A 23,170-nucleotide genomic window follows, 5' to 3' on the forward strand; every position below is an offset into this window, starting at 1 on the left:
AGATAGCTATATTATACTAGATTTCAAGCTATTTCTCCACAGTTTTATAACTATCCCACAAGCAAATTGTGATTTGTCGACCTGAGCCACAAAGTCCGCGAACTCGTTTTGGAGGGAAAGAGGGGGAATATTTAATTTGAAATTACTAATGAAATCCTTAGGAATTCTTCTCTGTCCTCCGCTTCCTGTCATCTTTCTCTCACCTTCAAGTCTAAATTCCGAGAGCATTGTTACATGGTATAACCATACTGTATTGACCGTGTTCTTTGGTCTAAGAACATGAAATTCAGTTGAACCAAACCCTATACCATTCAATAGCCCAAATAATGGGGCACCTTTCCCATTTTCAAAACATGGTGTAATTTTTGCAACAATTACATCATTATCCTTAAAAAAAGTAAACCCTTTTCGAACATCATCAATATTTCGATTAATAGATAAATTAATTTTTCCATTTTCACTAACGTTTGCCATTGGTATAAACGAAACATCTCCATTAAAGTTTAGTAGCTCCTCCCTTTTATTCGGATTTAACTCAGTGTGATCTTCTAATTTAGACTGTGGATTATCAAAAATATCTCCAAACATCTCGTTAAATCGGGATTTTACAAGGTTTGAGAGTTCTATGAGCTGCTGATTACGTAGAGTAATTATTTGATTTATTTTAGTTAAATTGTTACAAATTTCTTGCTGAATACTATTTTCAACAATAGGGACCTCTATATTTTTCAAGTAAGTTAAATTAATATTATTCTGAGCCACTCCTCTACTGTCGTTTTTTACTCTATTTTTAATAGAAAGAAGGAAAAAATAAAGATAATCTTTTAATACTTTTTCAGACTTTAAATGTAAACCTGCTATAGCCTGATTTGTTGCAGCATCAATATCTAATATAGCTACCTCACCAATAGTAGCAAAAATAGTATACAGTATCGTACCTCTTGAAAATAATTTTGCGGAGGAAAACTGCAATCCTAATTCTGTAATATGTTCTTCAACTTTAGAAATGTATTTTGAGTTTATATCTTTTATTTTTACCCAGGGAATGTTACCTTGAACCCAAAATTCTTTTTTATTTCTTGAAGGAGTTCCTCCTGCTTGTATATCACAAATTTCTCCCAACTTCACTTTCTTCACGCAACCACCTCCTCGGAATATCGGGATTTTACAAGTTTTGATAATTCCGTGTATTGCTGACTTTTTTTTGAAATTAGATAATCTATTTTCTCCAAATTCTTAATAATCTTTTCTTGTTCAGGAATACTCATCATTGGAACTTGAGCATTTGATAAATTATTGAGCTTAATATACTTTATTACTCCTCCAATTGACTGGTGGCGCAAAACCTTTATATACTTATCAAGAAAGTAGTATAGATATTTCATTCTTACATTAGAATTATTACTCAAAATATAAGTTCTCTGATAAGCATTGAATTTTCCTTTATAATACTTAACATTTAAATCCCCATTTCCTGCAACTAAAACGACTTCGTCGTCATAAACATAATCGTTAATCCACGAAATTTCTTTTGCTGTTGTGAAAAATGGATACTTACCTCCGACAACTGCAGCATTGGCATCCAATTTACCAGTTTGAATAGAAACTAATTCTCCCAACTTCACTTTCTTCATGCAACCACCTCCTCGAAATATCGGGATTTGCATTTAAGAGATGAATTTTTGATGCGAATGTTTGACATTGCTTTGGTTAACCATGGCATAGGCCAGGGTTGTATCAATTTTGCTGTGACCTAGTAGTTTTTGGACCTGTTCAATAGGCATTCCTTTATCAATTGCCTTAGTCGCTAAAGTTCTTCTGAATTTATGTGGATGAACCTTTTGTATTCCAAGTTTTTGTCCTAACTTTCTCAATCGAATCTCGACACCCGCAATTCCAAGTCTCTGGGCTTTTCCAACTAGCGTTACAAAAAGAGCAGGATGGCTATCTTTTCTATCATTGAGATAGTTTCTTAAATGAATTTTCGTACGAGCATCAAAATATACGGGTCTTTCTTTTTTTCCTTTTCCAAAAACAACGCACTCTCTGTTTTCAAAATCAATATCAGAACGATTCAACTGGACCAGTTCACCTACACGCATACCTGTTGATGCTAGTAGATCTATCATTGCCAAATCTCTTAAATTTTCACAGTTATCCCGCATAATTTCCAGATGTTCATCCGTATAAGTTTCTTTTACAGTTTGTTCTGTCTTAATTTTTTTAATCCTTCGAATGGGATTCTTGATGATATATTCCTCTTGTTCAAGCCAAGCAAAAAAAGAAGACAATATACGCCGAATATTATCCAAATTCGCCTTACTACAGTCCTTTTCAGACTGATAATTTGCTAGATAACACCTTAGATTATCTGTTGTCAGTTGTGTCACAGACTCCTTAATATCATGAAACAAATTTTCAATTGTTCTCTGGTAATAACGTATTGTTTTTGCGCTACATCCCTCCACCTGCTTAGCAGTGATGAATAGTTGCAACAGATAATTATTCGAATACTTTTGCTGTTTTTTTCCATCCACTAGATGGCGCTCTAAACTCTCTCTCAATGCTAGTAATTGTTCATTGTTTAAAAGTGGTAACATTTCTTGTATGATAATTGTAACTTTTGATTCCATAAATTCTCACTTTCATTATTACTCATCAATAAAAAGAGGCAATATCAGTTTCTGCATTACAGAATTCTAATATTGCCTGTTCATTTATTTTCTTATGCTCATTTCAATCCAGCATACTATCTCACTTTTTGACCTTTTCTCTGATAGAATGTTCAGAAATCCATTTAGAGTAGCTCATCATTTTTTCATCAGTTAAAGCTTCTACCGCTACAGTCACGCACATATCAACCGCTTCTTCCACGGAAACAGAAAAGCGATAACCATTTAATTGTAAAAACTTCACCAAAACAAAGAAAGCTGTTCGTTTATTGGCATTGGCAAAAACATGCTTCTTTATCAATTGGACAAATAATATTGTTGCTTTATCAAAAATTGTTGGATAAAGAGGTTTGCCAAAAACAAATTGTTCTGGTAAGTTCACAATCATATTTAACGCTGAAGGACTAACTGTTTGAATTTGCTCCTTTGGAGAATACCGTTGAATTACTAAAGCATTGATTTTTTCAATTTGCTTTTCTGTTAGATAGACTGTCATTTTTCCACCAAAGCTTTGAAAACATCGTCGTATTCATCAAAAATTGTATCCAATTTTAAGTTAAAGGCATCATCAGAAACATAAGAGACCTGATGATCCAATTCTTCAGGAGTAAAGATAATTTCACCGCTTGGTAACAATTTCGCTTCGTATTTAACACCACTTGGAATATTGAACTCGCTTGGAATCGTAATGGTGATTGAATTTCCTTGTTTTCTTGTTTTTACGACCATCTGATTTCCTCCTTTGAAGTATTATAACAAATAATTACGGTAATTACAATGATAGTGTAAAACTGCTATTTCATCTCGAATCTTAACCGAAATACTCCTGCATAAGTGATTTTTTCAAGGTTTCCAATTCTTCTAGAGATTTTTGAATTGCCAATTGTGATTTGTCGACCTGAGCCACAAAGTCCGCGAACTCGTTTTGGAGGGAAAGAGGGGGGAGGGGGACAGAAATATCTTGTAATTCCTTTGCATTTATATTAGCTTGATTAACAGCACCTTTCGCGATGTTCCTTAGAAACTTCTTTGTACTAGGAAAGTTTAAAAATTCGGATAGATATCTAGAGTTTAAAATATTATTATTTGTTCTAATACGAATAATGTAACCTGCAATAACCATATCAAAATTTAATTCATAAATACATGTTTTCCCAACTAATTCAATACTATTTGTACGATTAAATAGTACATCCCCTTTTCTTACTACATACTTTTCTAAGTCTTTCTCTGGAATATCTATATATTTTAAATTCTGTATATTCAACTTACCATCTTCAGTTATATTATTCATTCTTAAATATCCATATTTACCATTAAGAGTGGCTGGTAAACTAGTACCATATCGGACTTCTTCAACTAATTCTCCTAGTCTTTTCAATGAAAAGTCATTTAATATAAACATCTCGTTAAATCGGGATTTGACGAGCTCGTTCAATTTTTTATTTTGTTCTTTACGACAGCAAATTAATCGTTCAATCAAATTTAACGTACTGGTAATCAACTCTTGTTGCTCAACTGAAGGATAAGTAATTTCTACTTTTTTTAACCAGTCTGTACTTAAATTTTTTTGAGCAACACCATTAGAACTTCTTATTGCTGACTGCTCAAACAGATCTGAATTAAGAAATTGAAATACATATTCTTTGGAAATTAAACTATCAATAGTTCTTAAACAGGCAACCCGTTGATTTAACGCAGCAGGAAGCATTGTTTTACTCATTAATCCTACTCTTCCAACATTTCCTGTTAAAGACATAAGCAAATCATTTTCTTTTAAAATATACTTCTCGATTGAATTTGTATATTCAATTGGATAGTATTTGGGATCACTATCTTCGATGTATCCTTTTTGAACATTAGTAATTCTTATAATACGAATGCCTTCATTAACATATAGCAAACTCTTGAAGGCAAATCCATTTAATATCTCACAAACTTCCCCCAACTTCACTTTTTTCATACCTGCATCTCCCTACTTGAGTAATTCTTCTAACTCTGCTAAGCCAGCTTGAATTTCTTTTTCTAGATCATTGATTTTCTTTAAGATGACTTCTGTTGGTTCATACTCAACTTTTTCATACTCGATTTCTTTGTATTTATTGATCGATAAATCATAATCATTATCCTTTATCTCATCGGCTGAAACAAAGAAAGACTGATCCGTTCTCTTACGTTCTGCTTCGTTATCAAGTTGATGGAAACGTTGAATAATATCTGGAATATCATTATCACTGATCGGTTGTCGTTTATCATCCAAACTTAAACCATCTGCTTTCATATCGTAAAACCAGACCTTATCCGTTCCACCATTTCCAGTTTTTGTAAAGATGAGAATGGCAGTTGAAACTCCAGCATAAGGCTTGAAAACACCACTTGGCATTGATATTACAGCATCCAATTTATGATTCTCAACAATTTCTTGACGAATTCCTTTATGGGCTTTAGAGGAACCAAAGAGGACACCATCAGGTACAATAACTGCTGCACGCCCCCCTGGTTTCAAGGTACGCAAGAAAAGAGCAAGGAAAAGCAATTCTGTTTTTTTGGTTTTTACAGTTGCAAGGAGATCATTTGAAGTTGAATCGTAGTCAAGTGACCCTTTAAATGGAGGATTTGCTAAAACTAGAGTGTACTTATCTGCTTCTTCATTATCTTGAGATAGTGAGTCAAGATAACTAATTTGTGGATTTTCCACTCCATGCAGCATCATATTCATTGCACCAAGTCTAAGCATGGTTGTATCCGTATCATTTCCATGAAACATATTGTTATGAAAGTGGTTGATATTATCTGGATTGGTTTCCCATTCATCTTTTTTACGCTTTAAGTAGCGGCTAGCAGATACTAAGAAACCAGCAGAGCCCATAGCAGGATCTGAGACAATATCCTTGATAGTTGGTTGCATCAACTCAACCATCATATCGATGATGTGACGAGGTGTACGAAACTGTCCATTTTTACCTGCGGTTGACAATTTTGATAGCAGATATTCATAGATGTCTCCAATATCATTAATTCCCTGTGTGTCATTATCAAAATCTATATCTGAGCCTCTGGTTGGAAATTCATCTAATATAGAAATCACCTTTTGGAGCGTAGCAGGTTTATTTATTTGAAAGATAGCTTCACGCATATAACGTGAAAAAGCTGTATCATCAGTATCACCCTTAAGATTCTTCATAAATGGAAAAATCTCCTGTGTCATTAAACGATAGACTTCCTGAGCATCTCCCATATTTTTAAAAGTTGACCAACGGTATTCAGGTTTGTCTTTTGGAAAAATTCCCTCATAAGAAATCCCTAGAAACTCAGCATCGCTTTCGCGTCCAAGCTCGACACTATCCAAATCCTTCATAAACAGAAGATAAGTCAATTGTTCAATATTTGTTAGAGGATTTGCATTTCCTTCAGTCCACAACATTTCCCACAGCTGATCAATTTTATTTTTTAATTCGCCTGTAATCATACTAGTCTCTTTTCTTTGGTTTTAAAGTTATGAATATCACTATTTTAACAGATTTTCAATCAAGCTTCAATTATGTTTCTCGCTATAAAAATTTCTTTCAAAAATAAAAAAGCAAACACAAAATATGGTTCACTTTTTTAAACTTTTCTACTCTCCATCCTTCCAGTTCCGAGCAATCTCTTCGTCTTTCTGGAGTTGGTCTACCAGTTCCTCTACGGAGTCAAATTTGACCATATCTCGGACACGGTCTAACCAGTAGACCATGACTGTCTCACCGTAAATATCATCTGAAAAGTCGAAAATATTGACTTCAAAACGTGGCTCTTCTCCATCGAAAGTAACATTTTTCCCAACGCTTGCCATGCCACGATATCTCTGACGTTGTACTTCTACATCGACTACATATACCCCATCTGCTGGCATATAAGTTCGATCTCTCAGGACTAGATTGGCTGTTGGATAACCGATCGTACGCCCACGAGCATTCCCATGAACGACCATTCCGCGGGTTGGGAGCGGTGTGCCGAGCAGATGCTTGACTTCCTTGACATCTCCATCAAGAATAGCTTGGCGAATCCGTGTGGAACTGATTTTGCCCTTTTCGTCCTCAACTGGAGGAACAATGATAATCTCTCCATCAAAATAATCCTTCAGATCATCCGCAGTTTTCTTATCTGAACCAAACGTGTAATCAAATCCCGCTACGATAATCGCTGGTTTTAAAGCTCTAACATAAGTATCAAAGAATTCTTGACCCGTTAAACTAGCAAATTTGCTACTAAAGTCAAGTAAGAAGAGAGCCTCTACTCCGTGCCACTTCATCTTGTGCTCCCGTTCCTCGTGATTGACGATATGGAGCATAAGCTCAGGTTGGTAAGGTTGCAAGGCAAGTTTTGGCGACTCTGTAAAGGTCATCACGACAACTGGCAGATAATCCTTCATCGAAGCCTTACTGGCCACTTCAAAAAGTTTCTGATGTCCCTTGTGGATGCCATCAAAATAACCAAGTACAAGGACTGTTTTTCCCGGTACTGCAATATCTTTTTCGTTCTTAATAGGTACTGTTGTAATCATGAAACTATTATATCATAGAGAAAGTCTTTTCGCTAAGAGGAAATCCCAAATGTCATTTTTTGCGCCTGAACTGACCTTAAGAGAAAATGTAGCACTTTAGTTTAAAAAAATAGCACCTCCTAAGAAATGCTATCGTTTGGTAACTAGTCTACTGTTTCTTCCAAATCTTTTAATTTAACCGAAACAATCTTAGACACACCTGATTCTTGCATGGTAACTCCATAGATAGAGTCCGCTGCCGCCATCGTCCCCTTACGGTGTGTTACGACGATAAACTGACTATCCTTGTCAAAGCGGTTGAGGTAATCCCCAAAACGTTTGACATTGGCTTCGTCCAGCGCCGCCTCTACCTCGTCCAAGATGACGAAAGGAATGGTCTTAACTCGGATGATTGAGAAGAGCAGAGCCAGAGCTGATAGGGCTTTTTCCCCACCACTCATGAGGTTGAGAGATTGGATTTTCTTACCTGGTGGTTGGACAGAAATCTCAACCCCAGCTGTCAGCAGGTCTCCTTCAGTCAAAATCAAGTCTGCCTGACCACCGCCAAACATCTGTCTAAAGGTCACTTTAAAGGATTCACGAATAGCCTCAAAGGTTGATTTAAAGCGTTCCTTAACCTCATCATTCATCTCTGTGATGGTCTCAAGAAGCAGATTTTTCGCTGACAAAATATCATCACGCTGGCTATTGAGGAAATCCAGACGGCTGTGAACTTCTTCGTACTGTTCAATAGCTTCTAAATTGACAGGTCCCAGTGAGCGAATAGCCTTCTCTAAATCCTTAACCTCTTGCTCTGCCAGATTGAGATTTTCCAGTTCATGAGCCTTTTCTAGAGCCTCTGTGTAGCTAATCTGGTACTGGTCTGTTAATTGAGTTTGTAGATAGCGCAAGCGTTCGATGACCTTTTCCTTCTTAACTTCAGCACGTGTTTGCTTGCGAATCCACTCTTCGTTCTGCTGGCGAGCCTGATCCAAATGGCTGGCAATATCATCCAGTTGACCCTCTATATCATCCAACTCAAACTGCTTGCGAATCAGACCTTGTTGAAGATTGGCTTTCTGAGTTTTGGCCTCTTCCTCCTGCTGACTTAGCAAATCCGTATCCACTTTCTCGAGATTATCAACCTTTTCTTGGAGAAGGCGCTGAATTTCCTCTTGCTCGATATCTAGATTATCCAGTTCCTTGCCTAAGCGTTCAATATCAGTAACTTCGTACCGTTTTTGTCCTTGCAGTTCTGACTTAAGCAAGCGCGCTTGAGAAATCTGTTCCTGCAAGTTTTGATAACGTTCTTGAATAGCGTTTTTGTTAGACTTAATCTCTTCGATCTCAGCTTCCAGATTTTGCTTTTCTCTGGCAATAGTAGCAAGGTGCTCTTGGCATTTTTCCTTGTCCGCTTGCCAATCTCCTTCAGAAAGACGATTTAATTCCTCTTCTTGAAGTTTCCAAAGCGTTTCCAGTTCTTCGACCTGCTGATTGGTTTGTTGATAAGCAAGATACAAACCTTGCTCCTGAATACGAGCTTGCTCACCCTGAGACTTGATAGCTTCTAATCTTTCAGTCAATACTGCCATCTCATCTTGCAAGGTCTTCAAAGTCGCTTCTTCTGAACGTAGACTAGCTTCTTCCTCAGCAATTTCTTTTTGTAATTGCTCCAGCTCTGGCTTGATGAAAATACTGTTGTTTTGACGATTGGCACCACCCGCGTAGGAACCACCTGTGCGCAATTCGGTACCATCAAGCGTCACCATACGAACCTGGTAACGAACTTGACGAGCTGCCGTACGCGCATGTTCTACGGTATCAAAGATAGCCGTTGTGGCTAGCAAGTTCTTGAAAATGGCTTCTAGTCTATTATCAAACGACACCAACTCATCTGCCATGCCCAGAAATCCTGGACTTGCAGAGATAGCGTCTTGATTCTGACTAGAAATCGTACGAGCCTTGATAGTCGTCAATGGAAGAAAGGTTGCTCGACCAGCTCTGTTGCGTTTGAGGAAATCAATCGCCTTTGTTGCCGCATTTTCATCTTCTACGATGATATGTTGACTGCTAGCTCCAAGTGCAATCTCCAAGGCAGTTTGATAGTGCACATCAAAGGTCAGATGCTCACTGACTGCACCAATGATCCCACCAAGACGGTCTTTTTCTTGGAGAACACTCTTAACACCCGCGTAAAAGTTACTATGATTTCTTAGGATGTTTTCTAAGCTTTGGGCTCTAGCCTGCTTGTTTTTAAGAGCGTCCAGACGGTCAAAGAGTTGGCTCTGCTGGGCTTGGTAAGAAGCTTTCTGCTCCTCTTGTTCCTTGGCACTAGCTTGGTAGCCAGCCAATAATTTCTGAACTTGCTCCTTGGCAGTTTCAAGCTCAGCCTGCTGTTGACTAGCCTTCTCTTTAGCTGTAGCCAGTTGTTCTTTCAATTTCTCAAGTTGATCTGCTTGTTTTTGAGATAGTTGACGGCTGTTTTCCAACTCATTCTCGATGCGGGTCAGTTGGTTTGAGACATCCGCTTCTTCTTGTAAGAGCGCCACAAAACGTTCACGCAGGAGCTCGATCATTTGGTCAGGATCATCTGAAAATGCCAACAACTCCGCTTCTAGGCGATTGAGTTCCTTGTTGTTTTCAGCTAGACTTTCCTCTAACTGTTCTAAGTTCGCTTCTTTTTCAGCCTTTTCCTTACTTAGAGCCTTTCTCTTATCTTCCAGAGTCGCCAAACGGGCTTGTGCTTCTTGTTGATTAAGGGCTACCTGCTCAGATTCCAGTTTGGATAGGGCTAGTTTTCGCTCTAAGTCACTGATCAAACTGGTCAAATCCATTAAGCTCCCTTGGTCTTTGGCCATTTCAGTTTGGAGATCTTGCCGTTTCTTTTTAAGAGTCTGATTTTCCTCTTCTAACTCTTCACGCTTTTGGTAATAGCTAGTCAAAAGTTCCTGAACTTGCGTTAGCTCTTCTTCTGTCAACTCTAGTTCAGCCTTGTTTTCCTTGATTTGGGCAACCAGTACATCCAAGTAAATTGCCTTGCGTTGACCATCCAAGTCGAGAAACTTACGAGCATTCTCGGCTTGTTTTGCAAGGGGCTTGATTTGATTATCCAACTCATAGATAATGTCTTCTAAGCGGTCGAGATTGTCTTGAGTTTGTTGCAGTTTACTCTCTGTTTCTTTTCTACGAGTTTTGTATTTCAAAACACCCGCAGCTTCTTCAAAAATAGCACGGCGCTCTTCAGGCTTGGAGTTAAAAATCTCCTCAACCTTCCCTTGGGAAATGATGGAGAAGGAATCCCGTCCCAAACCGGTATCCAAGAAGAGGTCATGAATATCACGCAAGCGCACTTTCTTGCCATCAATTCGATACTCGCTATCCCCACTACGATAGATATGACGTTCTACCTTAATAATTTTCCCCGCATCCTTAATAAAACCATCTTCATTGTCCAAGGTCACGATAACAGAGGCATAATTGAGTGGTTTGCGACTTTCTGTTCCAGCAAAGATAACGTCAGGCATCTTACCACCACGAAGGCTCTTAACACTAGACTCACCTAAAGCCCATCGCAGACTTTCTGTGATATTTGACTTCCCAGAACCATTGGGCCCAACGACAGCTGTCACACCTTGGTCAAAGACGACTTTGGTCTTATCAGCAAAGGACTTGAATCCCTGGATCTCAATTTCCTTTAAATACATGAATCCAGCCCTTTCTCCACTGCATTTTTCGCGGCTTCCTGCTCTGCCAATTTTTTAGAGCGTCCTTGTCCTTTTCCGATACTCTTGCCTTCAACCAGAACTTCTACATCAAAAACCTTATCATGGGCAGGTCCTGTCTCAGAGGTCACCTGGTAGCGGATATCCACATCTCCATTGACCTGGAGCAACTCTTGCAAGTGTGTCTTGTAATCCGTAATCATCTCAAAGTCACCTACTTCAACCTTGGGAATCATGACCTGATAGATAAACTCTTTTACTCTAGCTACATCCTTGTCTAAAAGCAAAGCTCCCAGAAAGGCTTCAAAAGCATCACCGAGAATGGTGTCACGATTGCGCCCACCAGACTTTTCTTCTCCTTTACCCAGCTTGATAAACTGATCAAACTGGCAATCACGCGCAAAACCAGCCAAACTCTCCTCACGGACAATCATGGCACGGAGCTTGGACAAATCTCCCTCTGGTTTCTTAGGATATTTTTTATACAGATATTCTGAAATCAATAATTGCAGAACAGCGTCTCCTAAAAATTCCAAGCGCTCATTGTGTGAAATTTTTAAGAGGCGGTGCTCATTGGCATAACTCGTATGAGTAAAGGCCGTTTCCAGTAAGTTTTTGTCTGCAAATTCGATTGCAAAACGCTTCTTCAGTACAGTTTGTAATTCTTTCATACTGACCTCTTTCTAATAATTACGATCCTTTCTATTATAACAAAAAAAGCCCTCTGAGTCACTTTAAAACGGGACTAGGGGAGAGTGGGGTCGTTTTTGAAAAAAAAATTTCCAATTTTGGAGGCAATATAAAGAAAAAAGCCTTATTTAAAGGCTTTTTTAGGCTGTTTACATCCACCCTGAGGGAATCGAACCCCCATCTTAAGAACCGGAATCTTACGTGATATCCATTACACTAAGGGTGGAAACTTGTTTTATTATAACAAAAATTTGCTCTAATAACAAGTTTTTTATGGATGGACTAAGCGTCTATTAGTGGGAAGCATCACCATTCCAGATAGAGTTTTTCACGATTACATAATCAACGTGCTTGAGGTCAGCAACCTTGCGTCCACCTGCGTAGGAAATGGCACTTTGCAAATCCTGCTCCATCTCAGTAAGGGTGTCTTGCAAATGCCCTTTGACAGGAAGTAAGATGCGTTTTCCTTCTACATTTTTATAAGCACCCTTTTGGTATTGAGAAGCTGAACCATAGTATTCTTTGAACTGTTCGCCATCGACTTCAATCGTCTTTCCTGGACTTTCGATATGCCCTGCAAATAGGGAACCAATCATAACCATGCTAGCACCGAAACGGATAGACTTAGCAATGTCACCGTGTGTACGAATCCCACCATCAGCAATAATCGGTTTGCGAGCAGCTTTTGCACACCAGCGAAGAGCAGCCAACTGCCAACCACCTGTCCCAAAACCAGTCTTGACCTTGGTGATACAAACCTTACCAGGACCGATTCCAATCTTAGTAGCATCGGCACCAGCATTTTCCAATTCACGCACAGCTTCTGGAGTTCCGACGTTACCAGCGATTACAAAAGTATCAGGCAATTCTTTCTTGATGTGCTGAATCATTGAGATCACGCTATCCGCATGTCCATGAGCAATATCAATCGTGATATACTCAGGAGCATCAGCCTTGAGTTGGCTAACAAAGTCATACTCGTAATCCTTAACACCGACAGAAATGGAAGCAATGAATCCTTGATCGTGCATGCGCTTGATAAAAGGAATGCGCCCCGCCTCGTCAAAACGGTGCATAATGTAGAAATAACCACCTTTAGCAAGTTGTTCTGCTACGTTCTCATCTAAAATCGTCTGCATATTTGCTGGCACAACAGGTAGTTTGAAAGTGTGATTTCCAAGTGTGACACCGGTGTCTGCTTCTGCACGGCTTTTAATGACACATTTATTTGGGATCAATTGAATATCTTCGTAATCAAAAATTGGAAATTCATTTAACATATTGCTGTCTCGTTTCTTTTGTAATGACCTACCTATGCTTGCGCATCCCTACGCCTTTTGCGACGTTTCCTTAATTTATTATAAACCAAAGTACAGTTTTTGTCAAATAATTTCAATTATAAAACAATAACGTTCGGTTTTTATAGTTTAAATATAAAAAGTGAGGAGATTAGTTTCTCCCCACTTCCTTATCAATATTTCTTTTAAAAATTGCTTCGGAGCTTTCCATCATTTCACAAAATTCATTATAAGATGAAGCATTCTGAGGGATTTGGATAGACAATTTCTTCAACAAAGCTCCATAACCTGCTAGCTTTCCTATCTCATTATCAACAACCTTGTGCTTGCTCGGAAAAACAAGACCAGCTTTCTCAGCTTTTAAAATATAAGAATAGGAAATCAGTTGGAATAAGTCCTCACGGTTGATTCCTTTTTCAGTATCTTCAAGTTTTTTATATTTTGCATCTAGAACAATCTTTCGTTCTCTGTCATAAAAATCTGGATATACTTTTCGTTTCCCACCAGAAAATATTAGGATGCCGCCTTTCTTTTCTTTATTTCGAGGATGGATGAAACCTTTTGGCAACAAGGTATGAACATACTCTTCCCAAAGCCAGGCAACATCAAAGAGAATACCATGTACCTTTTGGGCTTGAGGTCCAAGACCATGTTTTTCTCTACTCAGAATCATCAAGCAGAGTTCCTGTAATTTTCTATACTCTCTAAAATAGGCGTGTCGGATGGGTTTGATTTTATTCATTCTAATAATCTTGGCACGATCAGCTAGTTTATAAGCTGGAGTTACGCGAATAATTTCTGTTATATTTTCACGATTCCTATCGAGCAGAACTCCAAAACCTTTCTGATTCTTTATGTACTCAATCGTATGTCGAATCAACTGCATGAGTGGATTATCATAGGTAAACTCCCTAGTAGTATAGGCAATATTTCCCGTAAAAGGAAGATTTTTTTTCAGATGATTTCCAACATCAACGACTCCCTTTATATGACTATCGTTATGGAAAAATCTCTGGTATTCCTTATAAAGACCTTTTCGGAGAGCAGCTTGCAGATACTTGGGAAAGAGGTAAACCAAAAGCTGATAGAGCTTATCTTCAGGAGATATACCGACATCCAAACTAGTCAGGTTAATATTGAGAACCTTTTGTAAAAGATAATGCAAAAAATGGTCGTTACTTTCATCAGAAAAACGAGAGGAAATCGTTAATCTTTCCTGACCATATCCAAGAAAACCAATCACGTTCCCTGTCTTGATTTCCTGATTAACTGTTTCCAAAATCTTTTGGTCCTTGTCTAAATCAGGAGAATTCATCAAATCATTCGGGAAAATAAAGATACGGTCCTCTCGAGATAGGTTATCTAGTGTTCTATCAAGGAGCGCTTGACTTAGGTTGGGATATTCTGCGACAAAGTCTTCTCTAGCAATTTTATGCTGATTATCAGTTATCCGCATCATTATCACCAGTATCTTGCCGATCTGTTTCCCCGTTATTTGTCAGATTAAATGCTTTTTTCAATGTATCTAGAGTTTCAGCCTCTTCATAAGAACCTCGTAAGTAATCTTCCAAAAGCGGTTTAAGGTAATCAGACCAGAGTAATTCATAGTCAAAATCTACATCCTTCAACTTAAGGAAATAACTTGGTCCGATATGATAATGACTATTTAACTCCTGAACGTTTTCGATAGCAGCATTCAAATTTCTTAGACGAAGTTTTGCTTCTTCTGCATGGATATCTAGTTCTTTATCCAACATAGCAACTTGACTTTCAGCAGTAACTTCAATAAAACGGAAACGACGACGCATAGCAAAATCAAAGGTATCTACTGAACGGTCAATATCATTCATTGTTCCGATGATGTAGACATTTTCAGGAATATAAAATTTGTCATCCGTTTCATGTAAATTAGCATACTGAGTAGAAATACTCCCCCTTTCACCACGATAACCAGGATCAATAGAGAAAAAGAGTTCCCCAAAAATCTTAGAAATCTCCCCACGGTTGATTTCATCGATGATGAAGACGAAGTTTTTCAATTCATTGTCTATTTCTATTACTTCCTCCTGAATACTCTCATTTTTTATCATTTTGTAAAGTGTCAAATAATATGAATACTCTTGGGTAGCATTATTTTTGTTAAAAAACCGAGTTATATCTTTAACTTGTTTAAATTGAGATTCCGAAGTCAACATTGCTTCAATATCTTGAATTTTTAATTTTACTTTTTTTGATACCTCATTTTCAGGAATAGATATATAAATGTAGTCTTCATCAATTTCTGTAATAAAAAAAGACGAGTTACGTGTTGTATATAATTTGTCAGATGGAAACTCCATACTAGAAAAATATTTTGAAATCTTTGCTGTTGATTTTTTTTCCTTTTCTAATTCAAACTTATCTTTCTGTGAATAAACCCAATTTTTCTCTGCTTTCTTACAAAACTTCTTAAAGATACCATCTTGTAATTCAAAACTTATCTGGCTATTGTTAGAAACAGGCCTCAACCCCTCCACAAAATCCGTATAATCATAAGAAGGGTGAAATTGCACAAATCCGATTTGGTCTTCGTTGCCATCCGTTAATTCTTTGGCAATTTCTTTAGCAAGATAAGTTTTCCCAGTACCAGGTGCCCCACGGAGAATGAGGTTTTTGGATTTTAACAAGATATTACTCAAGGGATGATGAATATTATTTTGTTCAGACATTTCTTTCTCTCCCTGCTTATTATCACTATCTATACAATCTTTTGAATATTCAAATAAAACACTACCCAAAATTGAGGATTCTAGTTCAGGATAGGTTTTAGAAAATAGTTTACAAATCTCATGATTCTGACGATAGGGCCCTCCTTGATTACTTTGAGGAATCAACCTATTCCAAAATTCATTCTGACTATTCATATTTACTCCTAAAAAAGAATGGTTCTCAGAATAAATACAAAGTAGTTTTGTCACCACAGCAGAACGACCAATAAATTCATTTGTTGACTTTTTCATATCAAATATAGGATTGTCAAAATCAAGTTTACTACCGATTTGAATAATCTGATACAGATCTCTTTTTAGTTTATTAAAACGTTGCTCCAATTCAGATACAGGAATGATTTTATTAGCTTGATTTTTATAGCTTTGTGTATCCTCATTCCAATAAATACCAAATTTTGAAGCTGAGCCACCAGAAATTCCAAGAAATAGATTTTTGTATTTTCCCTTCTCAAGAGCGTAACACAAAGACTTATTTTGCTGTCCCTTTCCTATTACATATTCATCGATAGACATGGTTAAAATTCTATCAAGTGGCCATTCTTTAAGAAATTCTTCACGTAATTTTTCATTGTGAATACTATATTTAAATGCATCTTCTCTTAATCTTATTTTATTTTCTTGGTACCAAGCATAAAAATCATCCAAACTCACTTTTCTTTTCAGCATCAATCGTACTCCTTTTATAATAATGTTCGAATAAAAAACTATATATTTCATATATAGAATATCACATCCTATAGAAAAAGGAAAGAATTCCTAAATAGAAAGCCTAGTGTAGAGGTTTTCTTCCCTTTCGACACTAGACTCTTTTTTATCTTAATAATACTCTCCCTGACGATAATCCCATGAGTTAAAGGTATCTGACAGGTGCATCATGATTTTATCAATGTCAAGTCCTTTACGGATCACAACTGGAGCTGGTGAGATTGATCGTGCTCCACCTTGTTCTGGGATGAGATTGCCATCCTTATCGACCATAGAAACCATCACACCTTGCTCGTAGCGAGTTTCAATCGTTTTGTCAGGTTGGATGGATGCCACATAGTCGTCTGCTTCGATGACAAGGTCCACTGCTCCTTCGATACGTTCTCCGATCCCTTCCACCTTACCGCGGTTTCCTTTTCCAGATGGGTTAGCTGATGAAGCGTAAACCATCTTGCCTTCTTCCCAAAGTTTAGCAGCCAACTGTTCACCAGCTTTTCCAAACTTGATGACAAAACAGCTCGTTCCACGCACGTCAGTCATGAGTTCTTCACGGCCATCACCGTATGCTTTCAATTTCTCAAAGGCTTCTGGTTTCCATGGAAGGATACAACCAAGTAGAATATCTTCGTCCCAATGTTTTTGGTAGAAGGCTTCAATTTCAGGGTTAAGTTGTGCTAAAGCGCGAAGTTCATCCATGCTACCACAGAGGACAACTCCTGGTTTGTTACGGTTACGTTCTTTGGCTTCAAACTTGCGTTCAAGTCCTGCCCTGTCGCTAGTCATGATGATATATCCGACTTTTGTAGGGCAAACAATACAACCGCCCTCACCTTTTAAAATATCATAGCCTTCTTGTGAAAGTGTTCCTGTCCATTGAATGTGTTTTGTCATAGTTCTATTTCCTTTTCTATTTTTTCTAATCCTGCCAGTAGGCTGGGCGTTGTTTTTCATAAGCAGCAATCAAATCTTCATACTGCAAAGTAATACCGATATCATCCAAACCATTTAAAAGCTTGTGTTTCCATTCGCTATCGATTTCAAAAGTGAATTCTCCAACTGGTGAGATGATTTTTTGCTGTTCCAAGTCCACAGTTACCTGATCTGTTGGCTTTAGCTGGGCTAATTTTTCTCTAACCTCCCTAGGTTGAACAATGGGCAACATACCATTATTGAGTTCATTATTGTAATGAATATCCCCAAAAGACCCTGCAATCACGACTTTAAAACCATAGTCCGCTAGAGCCCAAGCTGCGTGCTCCCTCGAAGACCCTGCCCCAAAGTTATCCCCTGAGATGAGAATACTAGCTTTTCGATATTCTGGTCGGTTAAAGACAAAGTCTGGATCTTCAGTATACTTATCGTCTAGATAACGCCAAGCATACATGAGGTACTTACCAAAACCTTTTTTATCAATTAACTTGAGAAACTGCTTGGGAAGGATTTGGTCGGTATCAATGTTATCATTCATAAGGGGAACGGTCGTTCCCGTATAAACTGTAAATTTCTCCATATCCTCTCCTTACTGGGCTTCTGGCATCTGTCGAACATCTACGAAACGTCCTGCGATAGCTGCTGCAGCTGCCATAGCTGGGCTGCAGAGATGGGTCTTAGCCCCAAATCCTTGTCTATCTTCAAAGTTGCGGTTACTGGTTGAGGCACAGTGGACCCCATCAGGAACCTTGTCAGGATTCATCCCTAGGCACATTGAGCAACCTGGGTCTCTCCACTCAAAACCAGCATCTAGGAAAACCTTGTCCAAGCCCAACTTCTCAGCAGCTCGTTTCACAGGACGAGAGCCTGGAACCACGATAGCTGTTAGATTGGGAGCTATTTTCTTTCCTTTGACAAATCTCGCAGCCAATTGTAAATCGCTGAGACGAGCATTTGTACAAGACCCGATAAAAATATAACCTAGTTCAATGTCAGCTGGCTTTTGACCAGGCTCCAAGTTCATGTAATTGTAGGCTCGCTCATCATTCATATCCTTAATTTCTGGGAAGCTACTGTCAAAGTCAACACCCATAGCAGGATTGGTTCCCCAAGTCACCATGGGAGCCAAGTCTGAGACATCCATCTGGATAACTTTATCATAGACTGCATCCTCATCACTGACAAGGGTTTTCCAGTCAGAAACAGCCTCTTCAAAAGCTTCTGGAACACATTCCCGTCCCTTGAGATAGTCATAGGTGGTCTGATCCGGATTCATAATCCCCATTTTAGAACCAAACTCGATGGACATATTGCAGATGGTCATTCGCTCTTCCATGGTCAGAGCATCAATCGCTCCCCCACGATATTCCACCACATAGCCAACACCACAGGCAACGCCGTACTTGGCAATCAAGGCGAGAATGTAATCCTTAGAATAAACTCCTTTTTGAGGAACACCAGTGAATTCTACCAGCATTTTCTTAGGTTTAACTTGCCAGAGTGTCTGGGTAGCAAAGACATGCTCAACCTCACTAGTCCCAATCCCAAAGGCGATAGCTCCGAAAGCTCCGTGAGTAGCTGTGTGGCTATCTCCACAAACGATGAATTTTCCTGGTTGCGTCCGTCCTGTCTCTGGACCTACCATGTGAACAATCCCCTGCTTTTCAGAACCGTGGGCAGCATGTTCAATCTCAAACTCCTCAACATTTTCAGCAAGCTTATCAATTTGAGCCTTAGAAATCACATCTCGAATATCGTAGATATTGACGGTTGGAACATTGTGGTCAAAGGTCCCAAATGTTAAGTCTGGTCGTCTCAATCTGCGGCCTGCATCTCGTAATCCTTGAAAAGCTTGGGGACTAGTCACTTCATGAATATAGTGCTGATCCACATACATGAGTTGGGGCTGCCCCTCTTCTCCTGTGATAACATGGCGGTCCCATAGTTTATCAAAAATCGATTTCCCTGCCATCCATTACCTCCAAATAAAATATAAGGCTACTAGTGTGGTCACCATCCCAAGGAACCAAACCGTTTTAAAATACCATTTTCTAGTCTTGTGGTGAAAGGTGATTCCTGCTAACCAAGCACCAAAACCACCACAGACAAGTGCTATAGTCAAGAGAATTTTCTCTGGTATCCGCCAAGAACCTCTCCTTGCCTTAGATTTGTCAATTCCATAAATGATGAAAATCATGACATTCCAAATCACGAGAGTAACGGTTATTCCTTCGTTTATCTTCATAGTCTTTCAATGATAGCTTCTGTCATTTCCCTGGTCGAAGCCTGTCCTCCTATATCTCTTGTTAAAATGCCAGCCGCTAAACTAGCTTCAACAGCACGCTCGATACGCTCCGCATCCTCATAACGTCCAAAGCTATCTCTCAACATCATGGCAACTGACAAAATCATAGAGATAGGATTGGCAATTCCTTGACCTGCAATATCAGGCGCTGAACCATGAATAGGTTCATAAAGACTTGGCCCTTTTTCAGAATGACTGGCTGATGGCATAACACCCAGAGTGCCTGATAGAACGCTTGATTCATCAGATAAGATATCTCCGAAAAGATTCTCTGTCACGATGACATCAAACTTGGCAGGATTGGTAATCATAAGCATGGCAGCTGAGTCCACCAACTGGTGTTCCAAGGTAACATCTGGGAAATCCTGCGCAACTTCCTCAGCTACTCTCCGCCAAAGTTTTGATGTCGCTAGAACATTTTGCTTATCGATACTAGTAAGGATTTTTCTGCGGCTTCTTGCGATTTCAAAGGCCTTACGAATAATCCGCTCTACTTCCTCATAGCTGTAGTCGTTGATGTCACGCGCTTTTCGCTCTTCCAGGATATGATCCCCAAAGTAAATGCCTCCTGTCAACTCACGTACCACGACAAAGTCTACACCAGCAATTCGTTCTGGTTTAAGTGGTGATAAATGCTTGAGACTGTCAAAAATCTTAACAGGCCGAATATTGGCATAGAGATTGAGTTCCTTACGAAGAGCCAGCAAGCCTTGTTCAGGCCGAATAGCTGCACCATCATACTGGGGACTACCGATAGCCGCAAGGAGTATAGCATCTGCTTCTCTACATGACTTGAGGGTTTCATCGGGTAAGGGATGCCCCGCAGCATCAATTCCTGCACCTCCAAAGGGGCGTCTGTCTATCACAAAGTCAAAACCTGTTTTTGAAGCTAGGGCTTCCAGAACCGCTAAACCAGCTTCCATGATTTCTGGACCGATTCCATCCCCTGCTAGAGCTACTATTTTCTTTGTCATAGCCTTCTCCTTTACACACTAGGCATGTCTCGGTAGGAAACGCTACGCCCCATCTCACCTGCATTCTCTTTTTGAACAAAAGTATTGGCATTGATATAAGCAATAGCCGAAGCCTTCAATACATCGAAGTCAAGACCTGCTGCGTTAAAGATGGTTTCTGTATCTCTGTTTTCAACAGTAACCAAGACACGAGCCTGGGCATCGATCCCATCTGTCACAGCATCGATAGTGTAGGATACCAAGCGAACGGATTGATTGAAGAATTTATCGATAGCGTTGAAGATAGCCTCAACAGAACCTTGTCCTGTCGCATTAAACTCGACTTTCTCACCATCCATATTGGCTAGACTGACGAGTGCTTCAATGTCATTATCTGCATGTGTTTGCAGTTGTAAATCATCAAAGTGGAATCCTTCTGGGTTTTCAACCATGGTTCCAGCTACCAGAGCACGAATATCTGCATCTGTGATTTCTTGTTTCTTATCAGCCAGCGCCTTGAACTTAGCAAAGAGTGGTTTGATATCCTCTTCTGTAAAGTCAAGGGCCAATTCTCTCAGTTTCTCAACAAAGGCATGGCGGCCAGATAATTTTCCAAGCGGAAGACTATTACTCTTAACACCAACCAATTCAGGGGTGATGATCTCATAAGTGAGAGGGTTTTTAAGGACTCCATCTTGGTGAATACCAGACTCGTGAGAGAAGGCATTGCCACCAACAACCGCCTTGTTTTTAGGAACTGGAATACCTGAGAAGCGAGAAACCATTTCTGACGTATTCATTGTTTCATCCAAAACAATATCACTAGTTGCTTGGAAGAAATCCTCACGAATCTTCAAAGCAACAGCTACTTCTTCAAGAGCAACATTACCTGCGCGTTCACCTATACCATTAATAGTTCCCTGGACACGTCCAGCACCGTGTTTAATTGCTGTCAAAGTATTTGCAGTTGCCATACCGAGATCATCGTGACAGTGGACACCAAAGACAACTTTATGATCTGATTTAATATTTTCAGTCAAGTAATCAAAGATGCGTGCAAACTCTTCTGGAGTCGTAAAGCCAACTGTGTCAGGGATATTGATATAAGATGCACCTGCATCGACCGCTGTTTGAACAACTTGTAATAGGAAATCCAACTCTGTTCTAGTCGCATCTTCAGGAGAGAACTCGACAACCTCAAACTTAGAACGTGCATAAGAAACATGCTCCTTAATAGCTTCTAAAATCTCTTCCTTGCTCTTATTGAGTTTATACTTGCGGTGAATCGGACTGGTAGCGATAAAGACATGAATCTGTGGATACTTGGCATCCTTAAGTGCCTCATAACAAGCATCAATATCAGATTTTACAGAACGAGCTAATCCTGTCACTGCTGTTTTTTTCATGGCTTTAGCAATTTCTTGAACGGCTATAAATGAATCAGGACTAGCAGCCGGAAAACCAGCTTCAATTACAGAAATTCCCCATTTCTCCAGCTGCCTTGCAATGGAAACTTTTTCCTTTATTGAGAAGTTAACACCAGGTGTTTGTTCCCCATCACGAAGACTTGTATCAAAAAATTCAACTGTTCGCATAAGATTTCCCCTTTTCCAAATGTGGTTTTAAAAAAACATCTCGCTTAGAAGCCCAAGCGAGATGTTGATTTACTCCCGCTTGGTAAGCCAAACAGGACTAATGCTTTTGCACTAGCCCGAGTACCTCAACAACAAAGCAAATTGATTAAACTTAGCTGTTTTCATGTTTGACTTTCTCCTTCGTTTGATATCTTGTCTAGTATTCTAGCATAGCTAAAAACACTTGTCAAGAAAAAATCCATTATTTTCTGAAAATTTCTTCAGTAAAGAATATTTTGTTAATTGAAAGTATTTAAAAATTCAAGCGAATTTCCTTATTTTTTCATAGTCAAGTTCCAACTTCTTTCGATGAGTTCTAACACTTCTTCGTCTAGTAAACTTTCATCAAGTGCCAGACTAAGCCAGTAACGTTTGTTCATATGAAAAGCTGGATAAATGCCCTTTTGTGAAAGCAAATCAGCTACTTGGTCGTGTTTGATATTGACCGCTTCCACTAGCCCTTCTCTACCCCTTTCCAGCTTATCCCAAGGTATTCTCATCATAACAGCATACCACTTTTGATTGCCTTCATGGCGCAATACAGCTGTATCAGGCGACTTTTCCCACAGATACTCCAACTGATTACCATACTTTTCCTGAACTTTAGCCATGATACGCTTAGTCTGAGGACAGATAAAATCCTGCACATCAAAACAAGCCTTCCGAATCTGGTAGAGAATTTCCAAACAAGCCTCACGGACACTTCCTACAAAACTTCCCCTCATACTTTCCATATGTACTTGAGGATAGAGGTCAGCCGTCTCTTGATCAAATACTTGAAAACTCACATTATCAGGAGTGATGGAGACTGTCATGACAAAGTCTCCATCCAAAATCTGGCACCTGTAGCTCCAGACTTCTCCATTTTCTATAAAACCATAGGCATGAGCTTTTTCTTGATTAAACTGATAGGATTTAAAAATTTCAAACATAAGTGAAAACTGCTACCCAAAGCTAGCAGTTCCTTTCTA

At 39.0% G+C, this 23,170-nt stretch carries 20 protein-coding genes and 1 tRNA gene; all 21 read right to left on the minus strand.

The features are described from left to right. Positions 1–6: 6 nt before the first annotated feature. The 21 genes from FQT28_RS05645 to FQT28_RS05745 all read right to left on the minus strand — a co-directional run bounded on the left by FQT28_RS05645 (position 7) and on the right by FQT28_RS05745 (position 23,131). Complete coding sequence (locus tag FQT28_RS05645) at positions 7–1,137, minus strand: restriction endonuclease subunit S (protein ID WP_143989660.1); 1,131 nt, start codon at positions 1,135–1,137, stop codon at positions 7–9. Then, on the minus strand, positions 1,134–1,634 hold the full coding sequence (locus FQT28_RS05650; protein ID WP_260663454.1) for a restriction endonuclease subunit S: 501 nt from the start codon (positions 1,632–1,634) through the stop codon (positions 1,134–1,136). The genes FQT28_RS05645 and FQT28_RS05650 overlap by 4 nt, the downstream gene beginning before the upstream one ends. 33 nt (positions 1,635–1,667) lie before the next feature. Further along, on the minus strand, positions 1,668–2,633 hold the full coding sequence (xerA, locus tag FQT28_RS05655) for a site-specific tyrosine recombinase/integron integrase (protein WP_143989661.1): 966 nt from the start codon (positions 2,631–2,633) through the stop codon (positions 1,668–1,670). Between the two features lie 121 nt (positions 2,634–2,754). Continuing rightward, the gene (locus FQT28_RS05660; protein WP_125838820.1) at positions 2,755–3,168 is read right to left on the minus strand and encodes a type II toxin-antitoxin system death-on-curing family toxin; all 414 of its coding nucleotides are present in this window, start codon (positions 3,166–3,168) and stop codon (positions 2,755–2,757) included. Further along, the gene (locus FQT28_RS05665) at positions 3,165–3,401 is read right to left on the minus strand and encodes an AbrB family transcriptional regulator (protein WP_000260600.1); all 237 of its coding nucleotides are present in this window, start codon (positions 3,399–3,401) and stop codon (positions 3,165–3,167) included. Before FQT28_RS05665 ends, FQT28_RS05660 begins: the two co-directional genes overlap by 4 nt. Positions 3,402–3,483: 82 nt before the next feature. Further along, positions 3,484–4,635, minus strand: a complete 1,152-nt coding sequence (locus FQT28_RS05670; protein ID WP_143989662.1) for a restriction endonuclease subunit S — start codon at positions 4,633–4,635, stop codon at positions 3,484–3,486. 12 nt (positions 4,636–4,647) lie between these two features. Continuing rightward, positions 4,648–6,141, minus strand: a complete 1,494-nt coding sequence (locus FQT28_RS05675; RefSeq protein WP_143989663.1) for a type I restriction-modification system subunit M — start codon at positions 6,139–6,141, stop codon at positions 4,648–4,650. A gap of 147 nt (positions 6,142–6,288) precedes the next feature. Then, positions 6,289–7,215 (minus strand): bifunctional riboflavin kinase/FAD synthetase, encoded by a 927-nt coding sequence (locus FQT28_RS05680; RefSeq protein WP_125449235.1) that lies wholly within the window; start codon positions 7,213–7,215, stop codon positions 6,289–6,291. A 143-nt stretch (positions 7,216–7,358) separates the two neighbouring features. Further along, the gene (gene smc, locus FQT28_RS05685) at positions 7,359–10,898 is read right to left on the minus strand and encodes a chromosome segregation protein SMC (protein ID WP_125449237.1); all 3,540 of its coding nucleotides are present in this window, start codon (positions 10,896–10,898) and stop codon (positions 7,359–7,361) included. Next, positions 10,889–11,587 carry a ribonuclease III gene (gene rnc / locus FQT28_RS05690; protein WP_125449239.1) on the minus strand — a complete coding sequence of 233 codons (699 nt, stop codon included), beginning with the start codon at positions 11,585–11,587 and terminating at the stop codon, positions 10,889–10,891. The genes smc and rnc overlap by 10 nt, the downstream gene beginning before the upstream one ends. Positions 11,588–11,760: 173 nt before the next feature. Then, a tRNA-Arg gene (locus FQT28_RS05695) sits at positions 11,761–11,832 on the minus strand. A 67-nt stretch (positions 11,833–11,899) separates the two neighbouring features. Further along, positions 11,900–12,886, minus strand: coding sequence for a GMP reductase (locus FQT28_RS05700; protein WP_143989664.1), 987 nt, complete (start codon positions 12,884–12,886; stop codon positions 11,900–11,902). 169 nt (positions 12,887–13,055) lie between these two features. Continuing rightward, positions 13,056–14,360, minus strand: coding sequence for an McrC family protein (locus tag FQT28_RS05705; RefSeq protein WP_143990066.1), 1,305 nt, complete (start codon positions 14,358–14,360; stop codon positions 13,056–13,058). Then, entirely contained in the window at positions 14,347–16,338 is a 1,992-nt protein-coding gene (locus tag FQT28_RS05710) for an McrB family protein (protein WP_143989665.1), read from the minus strand. Before FQT28_RS05710 ends, FQT28_RS05705 begins: the two co-directional genes overlap by 14 nt. A 150-nt stretch (positions 16,339–16,488) precedes the next feature. Then, positions 16,489–17,268, minus strand: coding sequence for an L-threonylcarbamoyladenylate synthase (locus FQT28_RS05715; RefSeq protein ID WP_143989666.1), 780 nt, complete (start codon positions 17,266–17,268; stop codon positions 16,489–16,491). A gap of 25 nt (positions 17,269–17,293) precedes the next feature. Beyond that, on the minus strand, positions 17,294–17,887 hold the full coding sequence (gene leuD / locus FQT28_RS05720; RefSeq protein ID WP_049536560.1) for a 3-isopropylmalate dehydratase small subunit: 594 nt from the start codon (positions 17,885–17,887) through the stop codon (positions 17,294–17,296). Between the two features lie 9 nt (positions 17,888–17,896). Next, positions 17,897–19,279 (minus strand): 3-isopropylmalate dehydratase large subunit, encoded by a 1,383-nt coding sequence (gene leuC, locus FQT28_RS05725; RefSeq protein WP_143989667.1) that lies wholly within the window; start codon positions 19,277–19,279, stop codon positions 17,897–17,899. A gap of 3 nt (positions 19,280–19,282) precedes the next feature. Beyond that, positions 19,283–19,552 carry a DUF1294 domain-containing protein gene (locus FQT28_RS05730; RefSeq protein ID WP_132974132.1) on the minus strand — a complete coding sequence of 90 codons (270 nt, stop codon included), beginning with the start codon at positions 19,550–19,552 and terminating at the stop codon, positions 19,283–19,285. Then, positions 19,549–20,586, minus strand: a complete 1,038-nt coding sequence (gene leuB / locus FQT28_RS05735; protein ID WP_143989668.1) for a 3-isopropylmalate dehydrogenase — start codon at positions 20,584–20,586, stop codon at positions 19,549–19,551. The genes FQT28_RS05730 and leuB overlap by 4 nt, the downstream gene beginning before the upstream one ends. 11 nt (positions 20,587–20,597) lie before the next feature. Continuing rightward, positions 20,598–22,160, minus strand: a complete 1,563-nt coding sequence (locus FQT28_RS05740) for a 2-isopropylmalate synthase (RefSeq protein WP_143989669.1) — start codon at positions 22,158–22,160, stop codon at positions 20,598–20,600. 314 nt (positions 22,161–22,474) lie between these two features. Next, positions 22,475–23,131 carry an MmcQ/YjbR family DNA-binding protein gene (locus FQT28_RS05745; RefSeq protein WP_143989670.1) on the minus strand — a complete coding sequence of 219 codons (657 nt, stop codon included), beginning with the start codon at positions 23,129–23,131 and terminating at the stop codon, positions 22,475–22,477. Positions 23,132–23,170: the final 39 nt, after the last annotated feature.

Source organism: Streptococcus oralis, from assembly GCF_901543815.1.
Taxonomy (GTDB): Bacteria; Bacillota; Bacilli; order Lactobacillales; family Streptococcaceae; genus Streptococcus; species Streptococcus oralis_CM.

Excerpts from the sequence above, each read along its gene's own strand:
- FQT28_RS05730 (WP_132974132.1), bottom strand. The coding sequence starts at position 19,552 with ATGAAGATAAACGAAGGAATAACCGTTACTCTCGTGATTTGGAATGTC.
- leuC (WP_143989667.1), bottom strand. The coding sequence starts at position 19,279 with ATGGCAGGGAAATCGATTTTTGATAAACTATGGGACCGCCATGTTATC.
- leuB (WP_143989668.1), bottom strand. The coding sequence starts at position 20,586 with ATGACAAAGAAAATAGTAGCTCTAGCAGGGGATGGAATCGGTCCAGAA.
- FQT28_RS05710 (WP_143989665.1), bottom strand. The coding sequence starts at position 16,338 with ATGCTGAAAAGAAAAGTGAGTTTGGATGATTTTTATGCTTGGTACCAA.
- rnc (WP_125449239.1), bottom strand. The coding sequence starts at position 11,587 with ATGAAAGAATTACAAACTGTACTGAAGAAGCGTTTTGCAATCGAATTT.
- FQT28_RS05700 (WP_143989664.1), bottom strand. The coding sequence starts at position 12,886 with ATGTTAAATGAATTTCCAATTTTTGATTACGAAGATATTCAATTGATC.
- FQT28_RS05660 (WP_125838820.1), bottom strand. The coding sequence starts at position 3,168 with ATGACAGTCTATCTAACAGAAAAGCAAATTGAAAAAATCAATGCTTTA.
- FQT28_RS05740 (WP_143989669.1), bottom strand. The coding sequence starts at position 22,160 with ATGCGAACAGTTGAATTTTTTGATACAAGTCTTCGTGATGGGGAACAA.
- FQT28_RS05745 (WP_143989670.1), bottom strand. The coding sequence starts at position 23,131 with ATGTTTGAAATTTTTAAATCCTATCAGTTTAATCAAGAAAAAGCTCAT.
- FQT28_RS05680 (WP_125449235.1), bottom strand. The coding sequence starts at position 7,215 with ATGATTACAACAGTACCTATTAAGAACGAAAAAGATATTGCAGTACCG.
- FQT28_RS05675 (WP_143989663.1), bottom strand. The coding sequence starts at position 6,141 with ATGATTACAGGCGAATTAAAAAATAAAATTGATCAGCTGTGGGAAATG.
- leuD (WP_049536560.1), bottom strand. The coding sequence starts at position 17,887 with ATGGAGAAATTTACAGTTTATACGGGAACGACCGTTCCCCTTATGAAT.
- FQT28_RS05670 (WP_143989662.1), bottom strand. The coding sequence starts at position 4,635 with ATGAAAAAAGTGAAGTTGGGGGAAGTTTGTGAGATATTAAATGGATTT.
- xerA (WP_143989661.1), bottom strand. The coding sequence starts at position 2,633 with ATGGAATCAAAAGTTACAATTATCATACAAGAAATGTTACCACTTTTA.
- FQT28_RS05665 (WP_000260600.1), bottom strand. The coding sequence starts at position 3,401 with ATGGTCGTAAAAACAAGAAAACAAGGAAATTCAATCACCATTACGATT.
- smc (WP_125449237.1), bottom strand. The coding sequence starts at position 10,898 with ATGTATTTAAAGGAAATTGAGATCCAGGGATTCAAGTCCTTTGCTGAT.
- FQT28_RS05650 (WP_260663454.1), bottom strand. The coding sequence starts at position 1,634 with ATGAAGAAAGTGAAGTTGGGAGAATTAGTTTCTATTCAAACTGGTAAA.
- FQT28_RS05715 (WP_143989666.1), bottom strand. The coding sequence starts at position 17,268 with ATGACAAAACACATTCAATGGACAGGAACACTTTCACAAGAAGGCTAT.
- FQT28_RS05705 (WP_143990066.1), bottom strand. The coding sequence starts at position 14,360 with ATGCGGATAACTGATAATCAGCATAAAATTGCTAGAGAAGACTTTGTC.